This is a genomic window from Cupriavidus sp. BIC8F, assembly GCF_032465815.1.
Taxonomy (GTDB): domain Bacteria; phylum Pseudomonadota; class Gammaproteobacteria; order Burkholderiales; family Burkholderiaceae; genus Cupriavidus; species Cupriavidus necator.
Map to the genome: position 1 here is coordinate 469,482 of NZ_CP136095.1, position 18,381 is coordinate 487,862.

14 protein-coding genes are annotated in these 18,381 nt (G+C 69.5%); 8 read left to right on the forward strand and 6 right to left on the reverse strand.

The annotated features are described in order from the left end of the window. Nucleotides 1-45: 45 nt before the first annotated feature. The 3 genes from RS901_RS22365 to ligD form a co-directional block, all read right to left on the reverse strand. A complete protein-coding gene (locus RS901_RS22365) occupies nucleotides 46-2,055 on the reverse strand; it encodes a response regulator (protein ID WP_316155995.1) in 2,010 nt (669 codons plus the stop codon). A gap of 305 nt (nucleotides 2,056-2,360) precedes the next feature. Beyond that, nucleotides 2,361-2,756, reverse strand: coding sequence for a hypothetical protein (locus RS901_RS22370; RefSeq protein ID WP_316155997.1), 396 nt, complete (start codon nucleotides 2,754-2,756; stop codon nucleotides 2,361-2,363). Nucleotides 2,757-2,896: 140 nt separating this feature from the next. Then, the gene (ligD, locus tag RS901_RS22375) at nucleotides 2,897-5,599 is read right to left on the reverse strand and encodes a DNA ligase D (RefSeq protein ID WP_316155999.1); all 2,703 of its coding nucleotides are present in this window, start codon (nucleotides 5,597-5,599) and stop codon (nucleotides 2,897-2,899) included. A gap of 256 nt (nucleotides 5,600-5,855) precedes the next feature. Here ligD and RS901_RS22380 point away from each other — a divergent pair, with 256 nt between their 5' ends. Then, nucleotides 5,856-6,863, forward strand: a complete 1,008-nt coding sequence (locus RS901_RS22380; protein WP_316157272.1) for an SDR family oxidoreductase — start codon at nucleotides 5,856-5,858, stop codon at nucleotides 6,861-6,863. 190 nt (nucleotides 6,864-7,053) lie between these two features. Further along, complete coding sequence (locus RS901_RS22385; RefSeq protein WP_316156001.1) at nucleotides 7,054-8,991, forward strand: PAS domain-containing hybrid sensor histidine kinase/response regulator; 1,938 nt, start codon at nucleotides 7,054-7,056, stop codon at nucleotides 8,989-8,991. Here the strand turns inward: RS901_RS22385 and RS901_RS22390 are convergent. Then, nucleotides 8,976-10,034 (reverse strand): sigma-54 dependent transcriptional regulator, encoded by a 1,059-nt coding sequence (locus RS901_RS22390; RefSeq protein ID WP_316156004.1) that lies wholly within the window; start codon nucleotides 10,032-10,034, stop codon nucleotides 8,976-8,978. The genes RS901_RS22385 and RS901_RS22390 overlap by 16 nt on opposite strands. Nucleotides 10,035-10,390: 356 nt before the next feature. Here RS901_RS22390 and RS901_RS22395 point away from each other — a divergent pair, with 356 nt between their 5' ends. From RS901_RS22395 to RS901_RS22415, 5 genes are all read left to right on the forward strand, one after another. Then, on the forward strand, nucleotides 10,391-11,791 hold the full coding sequence (locus RS901_RS22395; RefSeq protein ID WP_316156006.1) for a sigma-54 dependent transcriptional regulator: 1,401 nt from the start codon (nucleotides 10,391-10,393) through the stop codon (nucleotides 11,789-11,791). 140 nt (nucleotides 11,792-11,931) lie between these two features. Beyond that, nucleotides 11,932-12,738 carry a sensor histidine kinase gene (locus RS901_RS22400; protein ID WP_316156008.1) on the forward strand — a complete coding sequence of 269 codons (807 nt, stop codon included), beginning with the start codon at nucleotides 11,932-11,934 and terminating at the stop codon, nucleotides 12,736-12,738. A 203-nt stretch (nucleotides 12,739-12,941) separates the two neighbouring features. Next, on the forward strand, nucleotides 12,942-13,316 hold the full coding sequence (locus tag RS901_RS22405; protein WP_316156010.1) for a hypothetical protein: 375 nt from the start codon (nucleotides 12,942-12,944) through the stop codon (nucleotides 13,314-13,316). Between the two features lie 88 nt (nucleotides 13,317-13,404). Further along, complete coding sequence (locus tag RS901_RS22410) at nucleotides 13,405-13,878, forward strand: PRC-barrel domain-containing protein (protein WP_316156012.1); 474 nt, start codon at nucleotides 13,405-13,407, stop codon at nucleotides 13,876-13,878. Nucleotides 13,879-14,693: 815 nt separating this feature from the next. Then, nucleotides 14,694-15,260 (forward strand): low affinity iron permease family protein, encoded by a 567-nt coding sequence (locus RS901_RS22415; protein ID WP_316156013.1) that lies wholly within the window; start codon nucleotides 14,694-14,696, stop codon nucleotides 15,258-15,260. A 139-nt stretch (nucleotides 15,261-15,399) separates the two neighbouring features. Here RS901_RS22415 and RS901_RS22420 read toward each other — a convergent pair whose 3' ends face one another. After that, a complete protein-coding gene (locus RS901_RS22420; RefSeq protein WP_316156015.1) occupies nucleotides 15,400-16,035 on the reverse strand; it encodes a ParB-like protein in 636 nt (211 codons plus the stop codon). A 7-nt stretch (nucleotides 16,036-16,042) separates the two neighbouring features. Next, the gene (locus tag RS901_RS22425) at nucleotides 16,043-17,107 is read right to left on the reverse strand and encodes a BON domain-containing protein (protein WP_316156016.1); all 1,065 of its coding nucleotides are present in this window, start codon (nucleotides 17,105-17,107) and stop codon (nucleotides 16,043-16,045) included. Between the two features lie 343 nt (nucleotides 17,108-17,450). On the opposite strand from RS901_RS22425, the gene RS901_RS22430 reads away from it, so the two are divergent. Next, nucleotides 17,451-18,308 (forward strand): SDR family oxidoreductase, encoded by an 858-nt coding sequence (locus tag RS901_RS22430; RefSeq protein WP_316156018.1) that lies wholly within the window; start codon nucleotides 17,451-17,453, stop codon nucleotides 18,306-18,308. The last annotated feature ends 73 nt before the right edge of the window (nucleotides 18,309-18,381 follow it).

Sequence of the window (18,381 nt, forward strand, 5' to 3'; positions counted from 1 at the left end):
CTTGTTCAAGGGTGGATGGGATCGGCGGCTGGCATTGGCATCGCGCTAGGGGTGGCCCGCGCTGAGTTCGTCCAGCAGCCGTGTCAGCGCGTCCAAGTCGGCGGGCTTGACCAGGTGCTGGTCGAAGCCCGCTTCCAGCGCGCGGCGGCGGTCCTCGGGCTGGCCGAAACCGGTCAGCGCCACCAGCGTGGCGCCGCGCATCTCGGGCAGCGCGCGCAGGCGGCGCGCGGTCTCGAAGCCGTCCATGGCGGGCATGCCCAAGTCCAGCAGCACTACCTCCGGACGGGCATCGGTGGCGCGCGCCAGCGCGCTGGGGCCGTCGGCGGCGGTCACCACCGTATGGCCGAGCGTCTGCAGTGTCATCATCATGGCTTCAAGCGCGTCAGCGTTGTCGTCGACTACCATGATCCGGCGCGGCACGCCGCGGTGCGGCGCGGCGCGGCCGGAGCCGGGGTGCCATTTCTGCCACGGCTCCAGCGGCAGCGTCACCGTGAAGGTGCTGCCCTGTCCGGCGCCGGGGCTGTCGGCGCGGATGGTGCCGCCATGCAGGCGCACCAGCTTTTGCACCAGCGTCAGGCCGATGCCGGGACCGTCATGCTGGAACGCGACGCTCGGCGGCTCTGGCTGGGTGCTGTCGTCGTGCGGGGCCAGCGGATCGAACAGCTGCCGCTGCAGCGCCTCTGACAGGCCGGCGCCGTTGTCGCGCACGCGCACGGTGACGCGGCCACCGGACGCGGCATCGGGCGCTGTGTCCGCCGCGCTGCCTTCAAGACTGGCATCGACGACGATCTGGCCACCGGCGGGCGTGTAGGCCGCGGCGTTCTGCAGCAGGTTGCTGAAGATCTGCGTCAGGCGCACCAGGTCGCCCCGTACCGGCAGGGGCTGCTCGGGCAGCGACAGGCGCAGCGTATGGACGCAGGCCTCCATCGTGGGGCGCACGGCTTCCACCGCGGTATTGAGCGCGGTGCGCAGTTCCACCAGGTCCTCGCGCAGCGTGATGCGGCCCTGGTTGAAGCGCGAGATGTCGAGCAGCTCATCCACCAGCCGCGTCAGGTGGTGCAGCTGCCGGCCGATGATGTCGCGCGCGCGGAACATGTCCTCGCGCGAGGGCGAGAGCTGCTGCAACAGGTCCGCGGCGCTGCGCAGCGGCGCCAGCGGATTGCGCAGTTCATGCGCCAGCATGGCCAGGAACTGGTCCTTGCGCCGTTCCTCGTCGTGCAGCGCGCGTTCGGCACGGTTTTGCAGCGTCACGTCCTGGCAGGTGCCGGCAATGCGCGACGGCGGCGCGCCGGCCTCGGCCGGCGGACCTTCCCCGCTGCGCACCGGGAACGCCTGCGCGCGGATATCGCGCAGCTCGCCGTCCGGGCGCGTCAGGCGGAACTCGATGTCCAGCCTGCCGTCGCCCAGCATGCTGGCAAAGGCAGCTTCCACGCGCGCCCGGTCGGCCGGGGCCACGCGCTCCAGGCAGCGGCGCGGCGCTTGCGTCAGCTGCTCGGGCGCCTGGCCGCACAAGGCGGCGAGCGAGTGGCTGGCGAACAGCAGGCGGGGCTCTGCCGGGTCGAGGATCCACACCACGTCGGCCAGCGATTCGGCCAGCTGGCGGAACATGTCTTCATGCGCATGCAGTGCCCGCGAAGTGCGGTGATAGGCGTCCTCAGCACCGCGCAGCCGCAGCAGCGCCTGGATCGTCGACAATACCTCTTCCGGCTCGGCAGGCTCGACCAGGTGGCCGTCGGCGCCGCAGCTCAGCGCCTCTACGCGCTGGCGCGATTGCGCCAGCCCTGGCGAGGTCAGCAGCACCAGCGTGTGCGCGGTCTGTGGATCGGCCTTGAGCAGCCGGCAGACTTCCAGCCCGCTGATATCGGGCAGGCGTGCTGACAGCAGCACCAGCACGGGCGCATGCTGTCGCACCAGCGACAGCGCCGAATGGCCGGCGGCGGCCTCGATCACGGAATACTCGCCGCGGTGGAGGATGCGGCTCTTGACGTAGCGCGGCCCCTCGCGATCATCGACATTCAGGATCAGCGGGGCCGGGTTGGCGGCATGCGGCGTCATGGCATCACGCTGACAGGCGCTTTCGCGCCCGCGCGGAGAGTTGCTCAAGGCCCGAGATGGTCCGCGGCACCGTGTAAAACCGCGCCGGCCGCGCCGCACCGCTTGCAAGCTTTGCTGCGCCGGCGCGGCTGCCGGTTGTAGTTATTACATGCATACAGAAGTCGTCCATCGCCGTTCCCCTTTTTGCATCAGTACGCCTGCGGTCTGTGCCAGGCTGTTGCGCTGGCAGTGGCAAGAGACGTGCCGGGCAGGCGTCGCCCGGCGCGCAGCGCGGCAAGTGAACTGCATGGCATGCGTTGCGCGCTTCAGCGGCGGGCCGCCTCGCCGCCATGTGCTTCGGCGCTGGGGGAGGTGCCGCCGTGCGGTCCGGCCGAGCCGGTCGCTTCGGCAGCTTTCTGCGGGATCTTGCCGGGCTCAGTGGCGCTGCCGCTGGTGGCGCCCTTGCCAAAGCGCGCGGCGATCCGGTCCTGGACCTGGCCCAATGCCTCGGCCTGCTGTTTGGCCGCTTCGGCTTCCTTGGTCTTCTTGGCTTCGGCGGCCTGCTGCTGCTCGGGCGTCGGCGCCGGCAGGCGTGCCTGCACCGGGCTGGCGGCGAAGGACAGCATCGCGCAGGAAACCAGCAGGTGACGCAAGGCGCGCCGGTTGCGTGGCGCGGCGGTGGCCGCTCGAATCTTCGCGGCGATCCTGAGTTGGCTCATCATCACGTCTCCATGTCGTCGCTGCACTGGCAGCAGTGCAACGCGGCGCACCCGGCGGGTGCGCCGGGCCGTGTGCCATGACCGGGATGCGGCAAGAAATGTGCCGCTTGGCGCTTGCTGCCCGGCAGGAACGGACGGGATGGCTATCCGGCGCGTGCCAGTCGCGCCGCCGCGCGCGTGATCGCCTGCCGGGTCCCGGCGTAGTCCTCCCATGGGTCGTCGGCCGCCAGGGCGTCGAGCCTTGGGCCCGCATTGGCTACGGTCCACTGCGCCGCGCCTTGCAGGGAATCGAGTTCTTCCCACCATACCGGCATCGATACGCCCAGCCCCGGGCGTGCCCGCGCCGAGAAGGCCGCCACCGTGGTGGCGCCTACGCCATTGCGCAGGTAATCGATGAAAATCTTGCCAACGCGGTTGCGTGGACCGCTCTTGGCCACGAAGCGCTGCGGAATGGTCGCCGCGACATGGCGCACCGCGTCATGCGCGAACGCCTTTACTTCGTCCCAGCCCGCGCGCGGCGTGATCGGCACCACCACGTGCAGCCCCTTGCCGCCGCTGGTCTTCAGGAAGCTGGCGAGTCTGAGTTCATCGAGCAGCGCCTTCATCAGCGCAGCGGCCTCCTGCATTTGTGCCCAGGGCACGCCTTCGCCCGGGTCCAGGTCGAAGATGATCCGGTTGGGGCGGTCAATGCTGCGTTTGCTGGCGTTCCAGGTGTGGAACTCCACCACGTTGAGCTGTGCCGCGGCCACCAGGGCTTCGGCCGATATGATTTCCAGCAGCGCAGGATGCCCGGGCCACAGGCCCGGATCGAGCACGTTGAGGCCGTCCACCCGCAGCGTGTCGCCATGGCGCTGGAAGAACTGCGCGCCGCCCACGCCCGACGGCGCGCGCACCATCGCGATCGGGCGCCCGCGCAGGTGCGGCAGCATCAGCGGCGCGGCGCGCTCGTAGTAGCGCACCAGGTCGCCCTTGGTCAGTCCGGAGGCTGTGTCGATGACGCGCCCGGCATGGCTGATCGCGACTTTGCCGCCGGCGGCGGTCGCGTGCTTTGCTGCTTTTGCCGCAGGCTTGCCCTTGGCCGCCGGCGATGCCGACCGCTCCACCGACACCGCGCGCGCGGGCTTGTCGGTGCGCAGGCCGTGGAAGACGGCATGGCGCACGCGGCCTTCGCGGGTCCAGCTGCCGAAGGAGACCTCGGCCACCAGCCTTGGCCGCACCCAGTGCCCTTTCACGCCTGCCGGCATGCTCTCAAAGGGCGCGGAATCGGTGCGCAACGCGTCCAGTTGCGTGCGCAGCGCAGCCAGGGTGCGCGTGTCGAGGCCGGTGCCGACATTGCCCGCGTAGCGCAGCCGCCCGCCGCTGTCGTGCACGCCAAGCAGCAACGAGCCGATGCCGGCGCGGCTGCCCTTCGGGTCGGTGAAGCCCGCCACCACGAACTCCTGGCGCAAGGTGCATTTCAGCTTGATCCACGTATTGCTGCGCGCGCTGACATAGCCGGCGTCGGCGCGCTTGCCGATCACGCCTTCAAGCTTCATGCGGCAGGCTGCCTCTAGCATGTCGGCAGGGCCGGCCTCGAAGTCCTCGCTGAACTGCAGGCGCGGCGAGGTGTTGTGCGCGAAGATCCGGCGCAGCAGGGCGCGGCGCTCCACCAGCGGCACCTTGCGCAGGTCATGGCCGGCGAAGTAGGGCAGGTCGAACACGAAATACTGGATGCCCTCGACGCGCGCGGTATCGAAAGCGTTCTGCAGCGCCTGGAAGTCGGTTGCGCCATGCTTGTCGAGCACCACGATCTCGCCATCGAGCCAGCCGTCGGGCAGGCCCAGGGTGCCGACGTCGCGCGCCAGCGCACGCAGCTTGCTGGTCCAGTCGTGGCCCTGGCGCGTGAACAGGCGCACATCCTTGCCGTCGATGCGGGCCAGCAGCCGGTAGCCGTCGAACTTGATCTCGTAGTGCCACGCCTGCGCGTCGGACGGAGGCTGTTCCACCAGCGTGGCCAACTGCGGCGCCAGCGCCAGCGGCAAGGCCGCGCGCGGCGCGGCGCGCGGCGGCTTCAGGGACTTCGCCGTGCTGCGCGTATCTGGCGCGGCTTCGTCAGGCGGCCGGGCGGTCTTTGCGCGCTTTGCCGCAGGCTTGCGCTGCGTGCCGCCCAGCACGCTGTCCGGCAAGGCCTCGACCACGTCGAACTCCGATGCCGGCACGGCGGTCTCGTCGCGCTCCTTGATCAGCAGCCAGGCGTCCTGCTCCTTCTGCTGGCGGCCGTGCATGCGCACCAGGGTCCAGTGGCCGTGGAGTTTTTCGCCGCGCAGCTCGAACTTCAGCTTGCCGGCGCGGTAGCCGGCCTCGGCATCGCCCACCGGCAACCAGGTGCCGCGGTCCCAGACGATGACCGTGCCGGCGCCGTAGTGGCCGGCCGGGATCACGCCCTCGAAGCCGGCGTAGTCCAGCGGGTGGTCCTCGACATGGATGGCCATGCGCTTGTCGGCAGGGTCCAGGCTCGGGCCCTTGGGCACGGCCCAGCTTTTCAGCGTGCCGCCGAGTTCGAGGCGAAAGTCATAATGCAGCCGACGCGCCGCGTGCTTCTGGATCACGAAGGACAGCTCGCCGGCGCGCTTGCGCGGTGTGGCGCGGGTGCGCGCGGCGCCGCCGGCGGGCTCCGGCGTGGCGCCGAAGTCGCGCATGCGGCGGTATTTATCGAGCGCGGCGGGGGCGGCCTTGGCGGCCGGCGCGCCGTGTGCCGCCGGGCGGGCCGTGCTGGCGCGCTTGAGGGTGTGCTTGCCGGTGCGTTTTGCCGCCGCGCGGCGCCTGCCTGGATCCTGTGGCGCTGTCGGTCGCGAGGTCTTGGCCATGGCTGTCGCCGGTTACGTGGGATGTATCCAGCTTAGGCAGCACATCCCGCCGCTAAAATCGGCGCCCGTCCTACAGTGCCCTGTGGCAGCCCCATGCGCGCGCCGCGGCATGTGGTTCTTACCGGGTGTTGTAAATCTGCGGCGGCCCGCCTGCCGTGGCGCCGCCACCCAGAGCCGCGCCGGACAGGAACGCTCCTTGCGACTCCCCAGCGGCATGCCCGGCACCGTGCCGGGCCTCCCCGAGGAGGAAGCGGCGATGAAACCAACCCTGAAGAACATTGGCTCGCAGGTCATCGTCCTGACTGGTGCCAGCAGCGGCGTGGGCCTGGTGACGGCGCGCAAGGCGGCGCAGCAGGGCGCACGGCTGGTGCTGGTGGCGCGCAGCGAGGGCTCGCTGCACCAGCTGGCCGAAGAGTTGCGCGAGCATGGCAATGAAGTCATCACCGTGGTGGCCGATGTCGGCAAGCATGAAGAGGTTGGCAAGGTGGCGCAGGCTGCCATCGAGCGCTTCGGTGGCTTCGATACCTGGATCAACAACGCCGGCGTGACCATCTTCGGGCGCCATTGCGATGTGCCGCTGGAAGACCAGCGGCGGCTGTTCGATACCAACTACTGGGGCACCGTGCATGGCTCGCTGGCGGCGGCCGCGCACCTGCGCGAGCACGGCGGCGCCATCATCAACATGGGCAGCGAGGCAGCGGACGGCCCGCTGCCGCTGCAGAGCGCCTACGCGGCCTCGCAGCACGCGATCAAGGGCTTCACCGATTCGCTGCGGCTGGAACTGGAGCAGGAGCAGGCGCCAGTCAGCGTGACGCTGATCAAGCCTGCGGGGCTGGAAACGCCGCTGGCAATGCACGCCAAGAACTTCCTCGATGTCGAGCCGCGCCTGCCGCCGCCGCTGTATGACCCGGCGCTGGCCGCCGACGCGATCCTGTTTGCCGCCGAGAACCCGCGCCGCGAGCTCTTCGTCGGTGCGGCCGCCAAGGCGTTCTCGGCCGCGGCGTACCATGCGCCGCGCACCTTCGACCGCTTCATGCGCCGCTTCATGGGCCGCGCGCAACAGACGCACCACCCTGCCGGTCCGCTCGAGGACAACGCGCTGTATGGCAGCGGCAGCGGTCTGCAGGAACGCAGCGGCAGCCACAACGCGCTGCACTCCTGCCCCTACACCACCACGGCGCGCCACCCGATGCTGGCCACTGCGCTGGTGGTAGGCGCCTCCGCCGCGGTTGCCGCGGTGTATCAGTTGCGGCACAAGCGCTAGGGTCTGTTTCCATTTGGGAACAGACCCTGGTGTCCGGTGCCGCGCACATTGGTGGCGCATGGGGCGCGAACGCCTATCATTGACTCGGATGCCCGCAGCTGCGGGCATTCGGCACTCCGCCGCGCGGCGGCGTCAGGCCGCCCGCGCACGGGGCCTGTTGTCTTCACCCCATCACACGGAAGGTGTGCTCATGTCCGAGCCGCGAGCGGGAAAAGGTGTCCGTGCGTCACCCGTCGGCGAGCCGGACGGCACCATGGCGGACGATGCCGGCCTCCCGCTGGCGGCACAGTACCGGCGCCTGCTCGACGCGGTGGAAGACTGCGCCGTGTTCGAGACCGATGCGAGCGGGTGCATTGCGATGTGGCCGGATGCCGCGCGGCGCGTGTTCGGCTACAGCGCCCGGGAAATCACCGGCCGTCACCTTTCCTGCCTGCATCGCCCTGACGATGTCGCTGCCGGCCTGGCGCAGCAATGGCTGCAGGCGGCCGCACTTGGCGGCAGCGCGCGCGACGAGGGCTGGCGCGTGCGGCGCGACGGCAGCCTGCTGCGGGCGTCCTGCCTCATGCGGGCCATTGGCGCGGCCGACGAGCCGGGCGCGGCGGCCGGGCATGGCGATGCCTTGTCCGTGGAGTCCGCAGCGGGCCAGGCCACCGGCTTTATCGTGTCGTGCCGCGACATCACCGTGCAGCAGGCCGCATCCGAGCATGCCGGGCTGGCCGATACCCGGTTGCGGCTGCTGGCCAAAAACCTGCCCGGCACCGCGGTGTGCGATCTAGACCTGGACGGCACCATCCGCAGCTGGAACGTCGGCGCGCAGGCCCTGGCCGGCTACGCCGAGGCCGAAGCCGTCGGCCAGCCGCTGGCACTGCTCTATTCCCGCCAGGATGCCGCCGCGGGACGCGACCGCGCGGCGCTGGAAGCCGCGCACGCCTGCGGCCAGTGGGCCGGCGACGAGCGCGTGGCGCGCAAGGACGGCTCGGTGGTGCGTTGCCATACGCGCATGGTGCTGGTGCGCGACGCCGCCGGCTGCCCGACCAGCCTGCTGTGGACCGCCCGCGACCTGAGCGATGCCCTGCGCAATCCGCTGGCGCCGGTGCGCAACGCGGTGGAAGTGATCGCGCTGACCCCGAATGCCGACACGCGCGTGCGCCGCTGCGCCGGAATCATCGACCGCCAGCTGCATCAGCTGGAGCGGCTGGTGAACGACCTGCTCGACGTAGGCCGCGTGACCGCCGGCAAGCTGAAGATGGAACTGACGGCCACCTCGTACAACGACGTGGTGACCACCAGCATCGAAGCGATCCGCCCGGTGCTGGAGGCAGCCGGCCAGCAGCTCGTGGTGGCACTGCCGGCAAGCTCGCCCTACGTGCGCGCCGATGCCGCGCGGCTGGGGCAGGTGCTGCTGAACCTGCTCAGCAACGCGGTCAAGTACACCCCGCGCGGCGGCACCGTCAGCGTGCATGTGAGCGTGGAGTCAGCGCGCGTGATCACCGCCGTGTCGGATACCGGCCGGGGCCTCGCGCCAGCGGCGCTGGACCGCATCTTCAACCTGTTCGCGCAGGAGGGCGACGCCGACAGCCGCAGCGGCCTGGGCATCGGGCTGGCACTGGCCAAGGCCGTGGTGGAGGCGCACGGCGGCGCGATCCAGGCCGACAGCGGTGGCGCGGGCAAGGGCAGCACCTTCACCGTGATCCTGCCGCGCGCCACCGCCCGCCGGCGCGAGGCCGGCACGCCGCCGCGGGGGCCGGTGCCGCGGCGCCGCGTGCTGGTGGTGGACGACAATGCCGATTCGGCCGACAGCATGGCCGAGCTGCTGGGCCTGCTCGGCCACGAGGCGCGCGCGGCCCATGGCGGCCAGCAGGCACTGGACATGGTTGCCGGATTCCGCCCGGATTGCGTGCTGCTCGACCTGGAGATGCCCGACATGTCGGGCTTTGACATCCTGCCGGCATTGCGCCAGGCGTGCGGCCCGCGCGCGGTGCAGTTCCTGGCGCTGACCGGGCGCTGCACTGCCGAAGACCAGCGGCGCAGCGAGCTGGCCGGCTTCCATGCGCACCTGACCAAGCCGCTGGCGATCGAGGCCCTGTCGCGCGCGCTGGCCGCGCCTGTGCCTCACAAGGAGCGGTAAGCGTCCAGCCGGTTGTACAGCGTCTTCAGGCTGATGCCGAGCGCGCGCGCGGCCTGGCGCTTGTCGCCGTCAAAGCGCGCCAGGGTGGCCATGATGATTTCGCGCTGCGTGTCGGCCAGCGTGGTGCCGACGCGCACGCTGACCACGCCGTCCACGGTGGTGGGCCGCGGCGGCTGCGTGGCCAGGTTGGGGTTGCCGATTTCCACGACCTTGTCGGCCAGGATAAAGGCGCGATAGATGGCGTTCTTCAGCTCGCGCACATTGCCCGGCCAGTCATAGCGCACCAGCCGCTCCAGCGAGGCGGCCGAGAAGGCCTTGTCGGTGCGCTCCATGGCGTTGTATTCGGCCAGGAAGTGGCGTGCCAGCGGCACGATATCGTCGGGCCGCTCGCGCAGCGGCGGGATATGCAGCGGGAACACGGCCAGGCGGTACAGCAGGTCTTCCCGCAACTGGCCGGCACGCGCTGCCTCGACCGGGTCGCGGTTGGTGGCTGCCAGGATGCGCACGTCCGTGGCGATGGGCGTGTCGCCGCCGACGCGGTGGAAGGTGCGGCCTTCCAGCACCCGCAATAACTTGATCTGCATCTCGAGTGGCATTTCAGTGACTTCATCGAGAAACAGCGTGCCCCCATGGGCCTGCTCGAAGTAGCCTGCCTTCTGCTCGATCGCGCCGGTAAAGCCGCCTTTCTCGTGGCCGAACAGTTCCGACTCGATCAGCGTGGGCTGGATCGCGCCGCAGTTGACCGCGATGAAGGGGCCCTTGCGGCGCGCGCTGCGCTCGTGCACCGCGCGTGCCACCACTTCCTTGCCGGAGCCGCTTTCGCCTACCGCAAGCATGGTGACGTCGGTGGGCGCCACGCGCTCGATCTGGGCCAGCAACCGTTGCATGGCGGGCGACGTGCTTTCCCACAGCAGCGAGACCTGCGAGGGTATGGCGCGGCGCGGCGCGGCCTCGCGTGCCGGCTCGGATGTGCTGGCGGCGTGGCTGGCGGGCTGGCCAGGAGCGGCGTTGCTGCGCCGCGGTGTGCTGGCGGTCACGGGCACGATGAAGGCCTCGGTCGGGGGCGGGCTTGTCGTGGGAAATTCCTATGCTAGCCTTTGGCGCAGGGGCTTGCCATAGATACACGACCCCGCGCGGAAACATCCGACAGCTGTGTCAGACGGACACCGGCAACGACCGTGCCTGCCCGCGCTTAGACTGGCATTACGCAGTGGACTTGTGCAACCGGCTGACAATGTCGCAGTCGAAACCCGTGCCGCCCCTGTGCCCGTCGCGCCACGCCTCGCATGGAGCGCGCCGGCGGGCGTCCCGAGCCCGGCAGCAATGGCCGCCGTGGCGCGCGAACGCAGGTGCCAGTGGATTTCGCCCAAGTTTCCAATAGGTCTCACTGACGGATCGTATGCCCCACATCCTGATTGTCGATGACGACGAAAACGCATGTGCCGCGCTAGCCGAGATCGTGGCCATGGAAGGCTTCAGCTCCGCCACCGCGGGCACCCTGCGCGAGGCGCGGCTGCAGATCGGCTGGCGCATGCCGGAGGCGATCGTGGCCGACCTGCGCCTGCCGGACGGCAACGGCATGGAGCTGTTCGACGAGGTTGGCGCCTCGGGCGTCGAAGTGATCCTCACGACCGGCTATGCCAGCGTGGAAAGCGCGGTCGAAGCGCTGCGCGCCGGTGCCACCGATTACCTGGTCAAGCCCATCAACGTGGCGCGGCTGCAGACCGTGCTCAGGCGCCTGGCCACCACCGGCGAGTTGCGCGCCGAGATCCATTCGCTGCGCGGCGAGTTGCGCCGCTACGGCCGGTTCGGCCGGCTGATGGGCAGTTCCGAAGTGATGCAGGTGGTCTACGACCAGCTCGCGCGCGTGGCGCCGACTGAAGCCACGGTATTGCTGATCGGCGAAAGCGGCACCGGCAAGGAACTGGCCGCGCAGACCGTGCATGAGCTCTCGTCGCGGCGGCGCCAGCCGTTCCTGGCGGTCAACTGCGGCGCGATCTCGCCCACGCTGATCGAAAGCGAGATGTTCGGCCACGAGCGCGGCAGCTTTACCGGCGCGGACCGCCAGCACAAGGGCTATTTCGAGCGCGCCGACGGCGGCACCCTGTTCCTGGACGAGATCACCGAGATGCCCGCCGAGCTGCAGGTCAAGCTGCTGCGCGTGCTGGAGACCGGCACCTTCATGCGCGTGGGCACCAACCGCGAATGCCATGCCGATGTGCGCGTGCTGGCCGCCACCAACCGCAACCCTGAAGATGCGGTGGCCGACGGCAAGCTGCGCGCGGACCTGTTCCACCGACTGAACGTGTTCCCGGTAGAACTGCCGCCGCTGCGCGCGCGCGGCGACGACGTGATCCAGATCGCCAGCCTGATGCTGGAGCAGCTCAATGCCGAGCAGGGCACCCGGCGCCGCTTCGCGCCCAATGTGCTGGACAGCCTGCGCCTGCACGCCTGGCCCGGCAATGTGCGCGAGCTGCGCAACTTCGTGCAGCGCGCCTTCATCATGTCCGACGACGACCTCATCACCGAGGTGCAGGTGCCGCTGCAGGTCGCGGCCACGCAGGCGCCGGGCGCGGCGGTGGTGTCGGTGCCGGTGGGCATGTCCCTGGCCGATGCCGACCGGCAGCTGATCTTCGCCACGCTGGAGCAATGCGCCGGCGTGAAGAAGCACGCGGCCGAGATCCTCGGCATCAGCCTGAAGACTTTGTACAACCGCCTGGAAGATTATGCCGCCCGCGGCGAATTGCCAGAGTGGCTGCGCGCCTCGCGCAACGACACCGGATCGTCGGCTACCGGCTGACGGCGTGAGCCGGGGCCTGCGATTGCGAGGATTGCGCCCGCGGCAAGGGCCCGCAGCGGCCTGTGCAGCACGTTTCTTGCTTCGTCCAATGCATCCGACCCGGCCAATCCGGCCGAGGACGTGACAATGCCAAGCCGCACATGACGCAGCAACCCCCGCAGTCCGCGATGCCGGACGCTCCGCTTTCTTCGCCAGCCGGTGCCGTGCGCAGCGTGCAAGAGGTGAGCGCGCTGATCGAGCAATCGGCGCATGACCTGCGTTCGTCGCTGAACGCCATCCAGAGCTGGGCCTACGTGCTGGACCGCGCCTTCGATTCCACGCCGGCGCCCGCGCAGCGCGCGCTGGACGGCATTCGCTCCGGCATGCAGCAGCAGCTGGCGCTGATCGAAGAGATGGAAGAAGCCGTACGGCTGCTGGCCGACGAGGGCGCACCGCGCTGGCAGCGCCTGGACCTGCTGGCGCTCACGGCCCAGGCCGTCGCCGACCGCCGTCCCGCGGCCGAAGCCCGTGGCGTGCTGCTGTCGCCGGTCGCCACTGACGGTGCGGCCGAATCGTCCGAATCGGCCTACCTGATCGATGGCGACGCCGCGCGCCTGGCCCCGCTGCTGCGGCACCTGCTGGTGCATTGCATCTGGCGCGCGCCGGCCGGCGGCTCGGTCGCCGTGCATGTCTTCAGCGAGCCGGATCACGTGAAGCTGCGCATCACCGAGAGCCCGCCGCTGGACCGGCAGCGCAGCGCCAGTCGGCTGGCCGCGCTGACCGATTTCTTCGGGCGCCGGGCGGCACCGGACGGTGCAACCCCGGCCCGGCAGAGCAGCGCGCTGCTGCTGACGCGCCGCATGGTGGAAATGCACGGGGCGGCGCTGAGCGCGGAAAATGATGGCGGTGACAGCGACCAGATCAGCGTCTGCATCGCCGTCAGGTTCCCGCGCCACATGCACGCCTGACGCGGGGCGCCGCGCATCCATGTAGTTTTTACCGACCTGTCGCGTGCGCTACGCGTAGCGCTTGCCGGCGGGCCTTTGCCGCACTCGCCATACCGGCTGCGTCACGGCAGCGCCCGCACCGCTCCCGGCCACTCTCCTGGCCGCTCCCGTTTCTGGCCCGCGCCTTGCATGGATGAATGACCCAACCAAGGAGGGTACAAACCATGCCCAAAACCAGCCGCAAATCCGACAAGGCCATGCAGGCTGCTCACAAGCCGTCCGGCGCGAAATCCGACAAGTCCCGGGCTGCCCGCGTGAGCGGGCCATCGGCAGGCAAGGCCGGCGCAGGCAGCAAGGCCGCCGCCGGCGACAAGCAACGGGGCAGGGAAGCCAAGACCTACCAGGCCGCCGTGGACGACTCGCTGGAGATGACGTTCCCGGCCAGCGACCCGATCTCGCCGAGCGCAGCCATGCACGCCGAGAAGAAGACGCAAACCGCGCGCGACGACGTCGACTGGAAGCTCAAGCGGGGCAGCGAAAAGCAGCCCGTGGGCGCCAAGCCGGCCGGCCAGCGCAAGGGGTCGGCCACCAAGCGCTGAAACGCATGTCCGCAACCCCTGAGTCCAGGTGCCGCGGCGGGGTCCTACCCAGTGCCCCTGCGCCGCGGTCCGCCAAACGGAGATAGCCATGACCCGAGCCCAACCTGAACCCCCTGAAGAACGGCCGCCGCACGGCGCATCCATCGTCGGCGGCATCGACCGCGATTCCCCGGGCCCTGGCCCATTCGTGATGGCAGCCGACACGCTTGAGGGCGACAAGGTGGTTGACCCCGCCGGCGACGATATCGGCACCATCGACCACATCATGATCGACGTGCTGGGCGGGCGTGTGGCCTACGCGGTTCTGGCCATGGGCGGCTTCCTTGGCATCGGGGAAAAGCTCTTTGCCTTGCCGTGGTCCGCACTCACGCTCGACACGCGGCGCAAGTGTTTTGTGCTTGGTGTTGAAAGGGACCGGCTCAAGGCCGCGCCGGGGTTTGACAAGGACCACTGGCCCAGCATGGCGGATTCGCAGTGGGCTACCAGCATTCACCAGTATTACGGGATTTCGCCTTATTGGGAGGCGGATCGGTATGACCCTTGGGATGATAGGAGGGGGTGAGGGGGAGTGGTCGGTTTATGGCTCTTGACTAGCGTGGGCTGTTTCGCCGGCGCAGCCGGCGACCTACTTTCTGTCCGAGCGACAGAAAGTAGGCAAAGAGCGCGTCGCCTGGGCGGCTGGCCATAAATTGCACGGTGTTGGTCATATGGCGGCGGTGGTTGCAGTTTGGGCGTGGTTGCCCGTTCGACCCAGCTACGCTCCCTGTCTGGTGCCTACGTCGACGGACTATTGGACGAACCCGACTTTAGGCTATTGGCAGCCTACTAACCAGGTAATTGGTGGGACGCCTTCGGCTGCGCTGCGCGCACTCAGTATCGCAGGTTATGTGCCCTGGCACGGAGTGCCTCGCTGCGCTCGCATGGCGCTGTCGCAAATGATGCCGGGCCAAAAGCGCAAATCAGGACGTGGCCGTTCTGCCACGTTAGGGCCGGCGCGAAGCGCAGCCGAAGGCGTCCCACCGACGCGGTGGTTAGCAGGCTGCCAACCGCCTAAAGTCGGGTTCGTCCAATAGTCCGTCGACGCAGGCACCGGACAGGGTGCGTAGCAGGGTCGAACCACCAACCCCATCGAACGGAAATCACCTCCGCCCGAACCACCCCCGCCGTGAAATGGATGGCCAGCCGCCCAGGCGACGCGTTTCTTGCCTACTTCTTGTCGCTCGGACAAGAAGTAGGTCGCCGGCTACGCCGGCGAAACAGCCCACGCCCGCCAAGATCGCGAAACGATCGCATAGCGGGCCAAGCCAAACAACCAACACCGCCAACCGCCATAAACCAACCAATCACAAACACCCAACACATTGTCGGAGCGCAACAATGAACCACTCCAGCCCAATCCCCCCAGGCGTTGGCCACCGACCCGGGTCCGGCAAGCACGGCGTCCTGCATGCCTTTGACCACTTCGCCGGCGCGGCCACGCGCCAGGCCGGATCGCCCGTCGCATTCGTGCTGGCCGTCGCCGTGATAGCCGCATGGGCCATCACCGGCCCACTGTTTGCCTATTCCGAGACCTGGCAACTGGTCATCAATACCGGCACCACCATCGTCACCTTCCTGATGGTGTTCCTGATCCAGCAGAGCCAGAACAAGGACGCGGTCGCGGTCCACCTGAAGCTCAATGAACTGCTCGCCTCGCACCGCGAAGCCAGCAACATGCTGGTGTCGATCGAGGACCTGGATGAGGAAGAGCTGCGCCAGCTGGTGACCTTCTATCGCCACCTGGCCGAGCTGGCTGACAAGGAAGACGGTATCAAGTCGAGCCATTCGCTGGACGAGGCGCGCGAGAACCACGCCGCCAAGCGGCAGGCGCGCGCAGCGCGCGGGCGCCGGCTGGCCGGCAGCGATGCCGGGAGCCGCGCACCCACCGTGGCGGCCCGCTCTTAGCCCGGCGCCATGCGGCCCCTCCCACCCCGTCGAGCGGGAGCCACCAGCAAAGCAGCCAGCGCCACGGCGACGGCATCCGGCGCGCCATAGCGTGGCTTGCGCCATGTCGCTGACAGCAGGCAAGGACGGCTGAGCCTGCTCAGCACCCCAATGGGCCGATATAGCCCGGCAGGCCGCGCGCGCCCGCGGCGTGCGCCAGTCGGAACGCTTGCGCCAGTGCGATGGCAAAGTGATGCGTGGTGTCGAACGGGCCCGCCACGTGGCGGCGGAAATAGTCGGCCCAGCGAAAATCCATATAGGCGGTCTTGACCTTGCGATAGCCGCCGGCCAGCTGCACGAAGGCCTCCAGGCTGCGATACGGGTCGTCGCGCATGTCGTGGATGCCGCCGGGCAATTCCGTCAGTGGACGGCGGCGCCCGTGCTCGTCATAAGGATGGACCATGTGCTCGGCCACCATGTGGCGCCAGAACGCCGGCACGTCCAGGTCGCTCAGGTCGGCGCGCACCAGGCCCGGCACATGGGTGAGCCCGAGATCGTGCCAGGCGCGCACCCAGTGATGGTGATCGACCACATACAGGGCCTGTTCCGGGCCGATCACCAGGCGTACGCGGTGCCGGTCCAGGAACGCGGCGCGGTGTTCCGGGGGCACGCGCCGGGTGACATGGACCTTCTGCGCGACGTGGTAGCCGCCTACCGTGATCTGGGTGGGACGCAGGGCATCCAGCGGCACCATCAGCTTGCTGCCCGGGCGCAGCTTGCGAGGCTGGCGGCGCATGGGCGCATCAACTCTTGTTCAGCGTGCGCTCGGGCGAGTTCCCCGGAGCCTCCGTGCCGGCCGCATCGTCGCCGCCGACCTCGGAGCCGGCCGCCCACGCGGCGCCTGGCTGGCGCTGCACGTGCAGGCGATTGTCCACCTCGGTGACGCCGAACACGGCATCGGCAATGTCCTCGATCACGTATTTCTCGCGGCGCTCGCGCACGGTGCCGTCCAGCGTCACCACGCCGTTGGCCACTTCCACGCTGACGTCGCCGACATCGACATACGGGTTCATCGCCAGGCGTTCGCACACGTCCTCGCGTACGCGCTCATCGGCGCGGTGGTAGCCCTTGGGGCCAACCGGGCGGCGCCCGGCGCGCTGGCCGCCTGGCGCTCCCGCTTGCGTTGCATGAGGTGCGTAGCGCCGGTAACCCGGATCATCCGGGTACACACGCTGGCCGCCGCTGTACGACTGGCCACCGCTGCCGGCGTCGCCAAAGTAGCCGCCGCCATAGCTGGGCTGGCCGGCGCGCTGCGCGCGGTCGCGTTCCATGCCTTCGCGCCAGTGCATGGCGCGGCCGCCGCGTTCACCCCAGTCTTCTCCGCCGTGCCAGGCACGGCCAGGCTGGCGCGGGTCGCCCGCTTCGCTGACTTCGCTGCGGCGTCCGCGCGGGCCGAAGCGGTCTTCATCGCGGTAGCCATAGCCCGATTCGCGTTCTTCGCTGCGGTAGCCGCTGTCCTGCGGGGCCGGCCGGTAGCCGCCGTAGCCGCTGCTGTACGGATGGCCGGTGCCGCCGGTGTCGGCCGCGCCATAGCCCTGTTCGCCCCAACTGCCGCGGCGCTGGCCGGCAGGCGTGTCCTGCTGGTACCACGGGCCGCCATGGCGCGCGGACTCGCTGTCGCGGCCCGCAGGAGCGGATTGGCTGCTGCTGTCGCCGCGCCAGTCCTCACCCCATTCCTGTCCCCAGTCCTCCGAGCCGCGGCCCTGGCCCTGGTCGCGCATCCGTTGCGCCGGGCCGCGCTCGCGGCGCTGCGTTTCGGTGCCGCTGCGGGGGCCGCTGCGGCTGCGCTCGTTGCGGAAGTTGAACATGGTTGCCTCCTGGCTGTGGGGCCCGGGCGTCCTCCGCCGCACTGCCTGGTGCGGCAGGCCGGTGCGGCAACTGCCGCAGGCACGCCGGTCCGGTGACGTTCATGCCTGCCATGGCCGCAATATCCGTGCCCCGGTGCGCGGGCGAGGCCATGCTGGCTGGCGCGCATGGCGCGCTGTAAGGATTGCCGGGCGATGTAAGGTTTGCGGGCGGCTTGCCAGCCACGGCGGCGGGCAGTGGCCACGACGTGCGGACTGCGGCGTGGCGTGGGCTCGCCGCTTGCGGCATGGAACTTGCGCGACACCTGAAAGGGCCGCAATGCGGCCGCGCAGACAGGAGCCAGCCATGTCCACACCGACCAGCATCCCGCCCCAGCACCAGTCGCGCCAGCCGGGCCTGGAGGCAGCCATGCGGCCACAGCCGGACAGGGGTGCCGAGGACTACGTCGGCAGCGGCCGGCTGCGCGGGCGCGTGGCGCTGATCACCGGCGGCGACAGCGGCATCGGGCGGGCCATTGCTGTGGCCTTTGCGCGTGAAGGCGCCGATGTCGCCATCGCCTATCTCGATGAGCATGCCGATGCGCGGGAGACCGTCGAGCTGGTAGAGGGGGCTGGCCGCAAATGCCTGGCAATCGCCGGTGACCTCGCCGACCACGCGCATGCCGAGGCCGTGGCGCGGCAGGCGTTGCAGCAGTACGGCAAGCTCGATATCCTGGTCAACAATGCCGCCGAGCAACACCCCAAGGCCTCGCTGGAAGAAGTCGACCCCAGCCAGGTGGAGGCCACCTTCCGCACCAATGTGTTTGCGATGTTCCACCTGACGCGCGCGGTGCTGCCACACCTGAAGGCGGGGGCGTCGATACTGAACACCACCTCGGTGACCGCGTATCGCGGCAGCAAGCACCTGCTGGACTACTCCGCCACCAAGGGTGCGATCGTGTCGTTCACGCGTTCCCTGGCGCTGCAGGTGGTCGAGCGCGGCATCCGTGTCAACGGCGTCGCACCGGGCCCGATCTGGACACCGCTGATCCCGTCGACCTTCACGGCGGAAGAAGTGGCCGAGTTTGGCAGGAAGACGCCGATGGGCCGCCCGGGACAACCGTTCGAGGTGGCGGCGGGCTTTGTGTTCCTGGCATCGGACGCGGCCAGCTACATTACCGGGCAGATCCTGCACATCAACGGCGGCGAGGTCGTCAACGGCTGAGGCGCCAGGGCAAGGCATGTAGTTCCGGGGCCGCCTTTGCAAATATTGCACGCCGGCGCGTGTGCCATGCAGG

Excerpts from the sequence above, each read along its gene's own strand:
- RS901_RS22395 (WP_316156006.1), top strand. The coding sequence starts at position 10,391 with ATGCCCCACATCCTGATTGTCGATGACGACGAAAACGCATGTGCCGCG.
- RS901_RS22420 (WP_316156015.1), bottom strand. The coding sequence starts at position 16,035 with ATGCGCCGCCAGCCTCGCAAGCTGCGCCCGGGCAGCAAGCTGATGGTG.
- RS901_RS22425 (WP_316156016.1), bottom strand. The coding sequence starts at position 17,107 with ATGTTCAACTTCCGCAACGAGCGCAGCCGCAGCGGCCCCCGCAGCGGC.
- RS901_RS22410 (WP_316156012.1), top strand. The coding sequence starts at position 13,405 with ATGACCCGAGCCCAACCTGAACCCCCTGAAGAACGGCCGCCGCACGGC.
- RS901_RS22380 (WP_316157272.1), top strand. The coding sequence starts at position 5,856 with ATGAAACCAACCCTGAAGAACATTGGCTCGCAGGTCATCGTCCTGACT.
- RS901_RS22430 (WP_316156018.1), top strand. The coding sequence starts at position 17,451 with ATGTCCACACCGACCAGCATCCCGCCCCAGCACCAGTCGCGCCAGCCG.
- RS901_RS22370 (WP_316155997.1), bottom strand. The coding sequence starts at position 2,756 with ATGATGAGCCAACTCAGGATCGCCGCGAAGATTCGAGCGGCCACCGCC.
- RS901_RS22365 (WP_316155995.1), bottom strand. The coding sequence starts at position 2,055 with ATGACGCCGCATGCCGCCAACCCGGCCCCGCTGATCCTGAATGTCGAT.
- ligD (WP_316155999.1), bottom strand. The coding sequence starts at position 5,599 with ATGGCCAAGACCTCGCGACCGACAGCGCCACAGGATCCAGGCAGGCGC.
- RS901_RS22385 (WP_316156001.1), top strand. The coding sequence starts at position 7,054 with ATGTCCGAGCCGCGAGCGGGAAAAGGTGTCCGTGCGTCACCCGTCGGC.
- RS901_RS22415 (WP_316156013.1), top strand. The coding sequence starts at position 14,694 with ATGAACCACTCCAGCCCAATCCCCCCAGGCGTTGGCCACCGACCCGGG.
- RS901_RS22400 (WP_316156008.1), top strand. The coding sequence starts at position 11,932 with ATGACGCAGCAACCCCCGCAGTCCGCGATGCCGGACGCTCCGCTTTCT.
- RS901_RS22405 (WP_316156010.1), top strand. The coding sequence starts at position 12,942 with ATGCCCAAAACCAGCCGCAAATCCGACAAGGCCATGCAGGCTGCTCAC.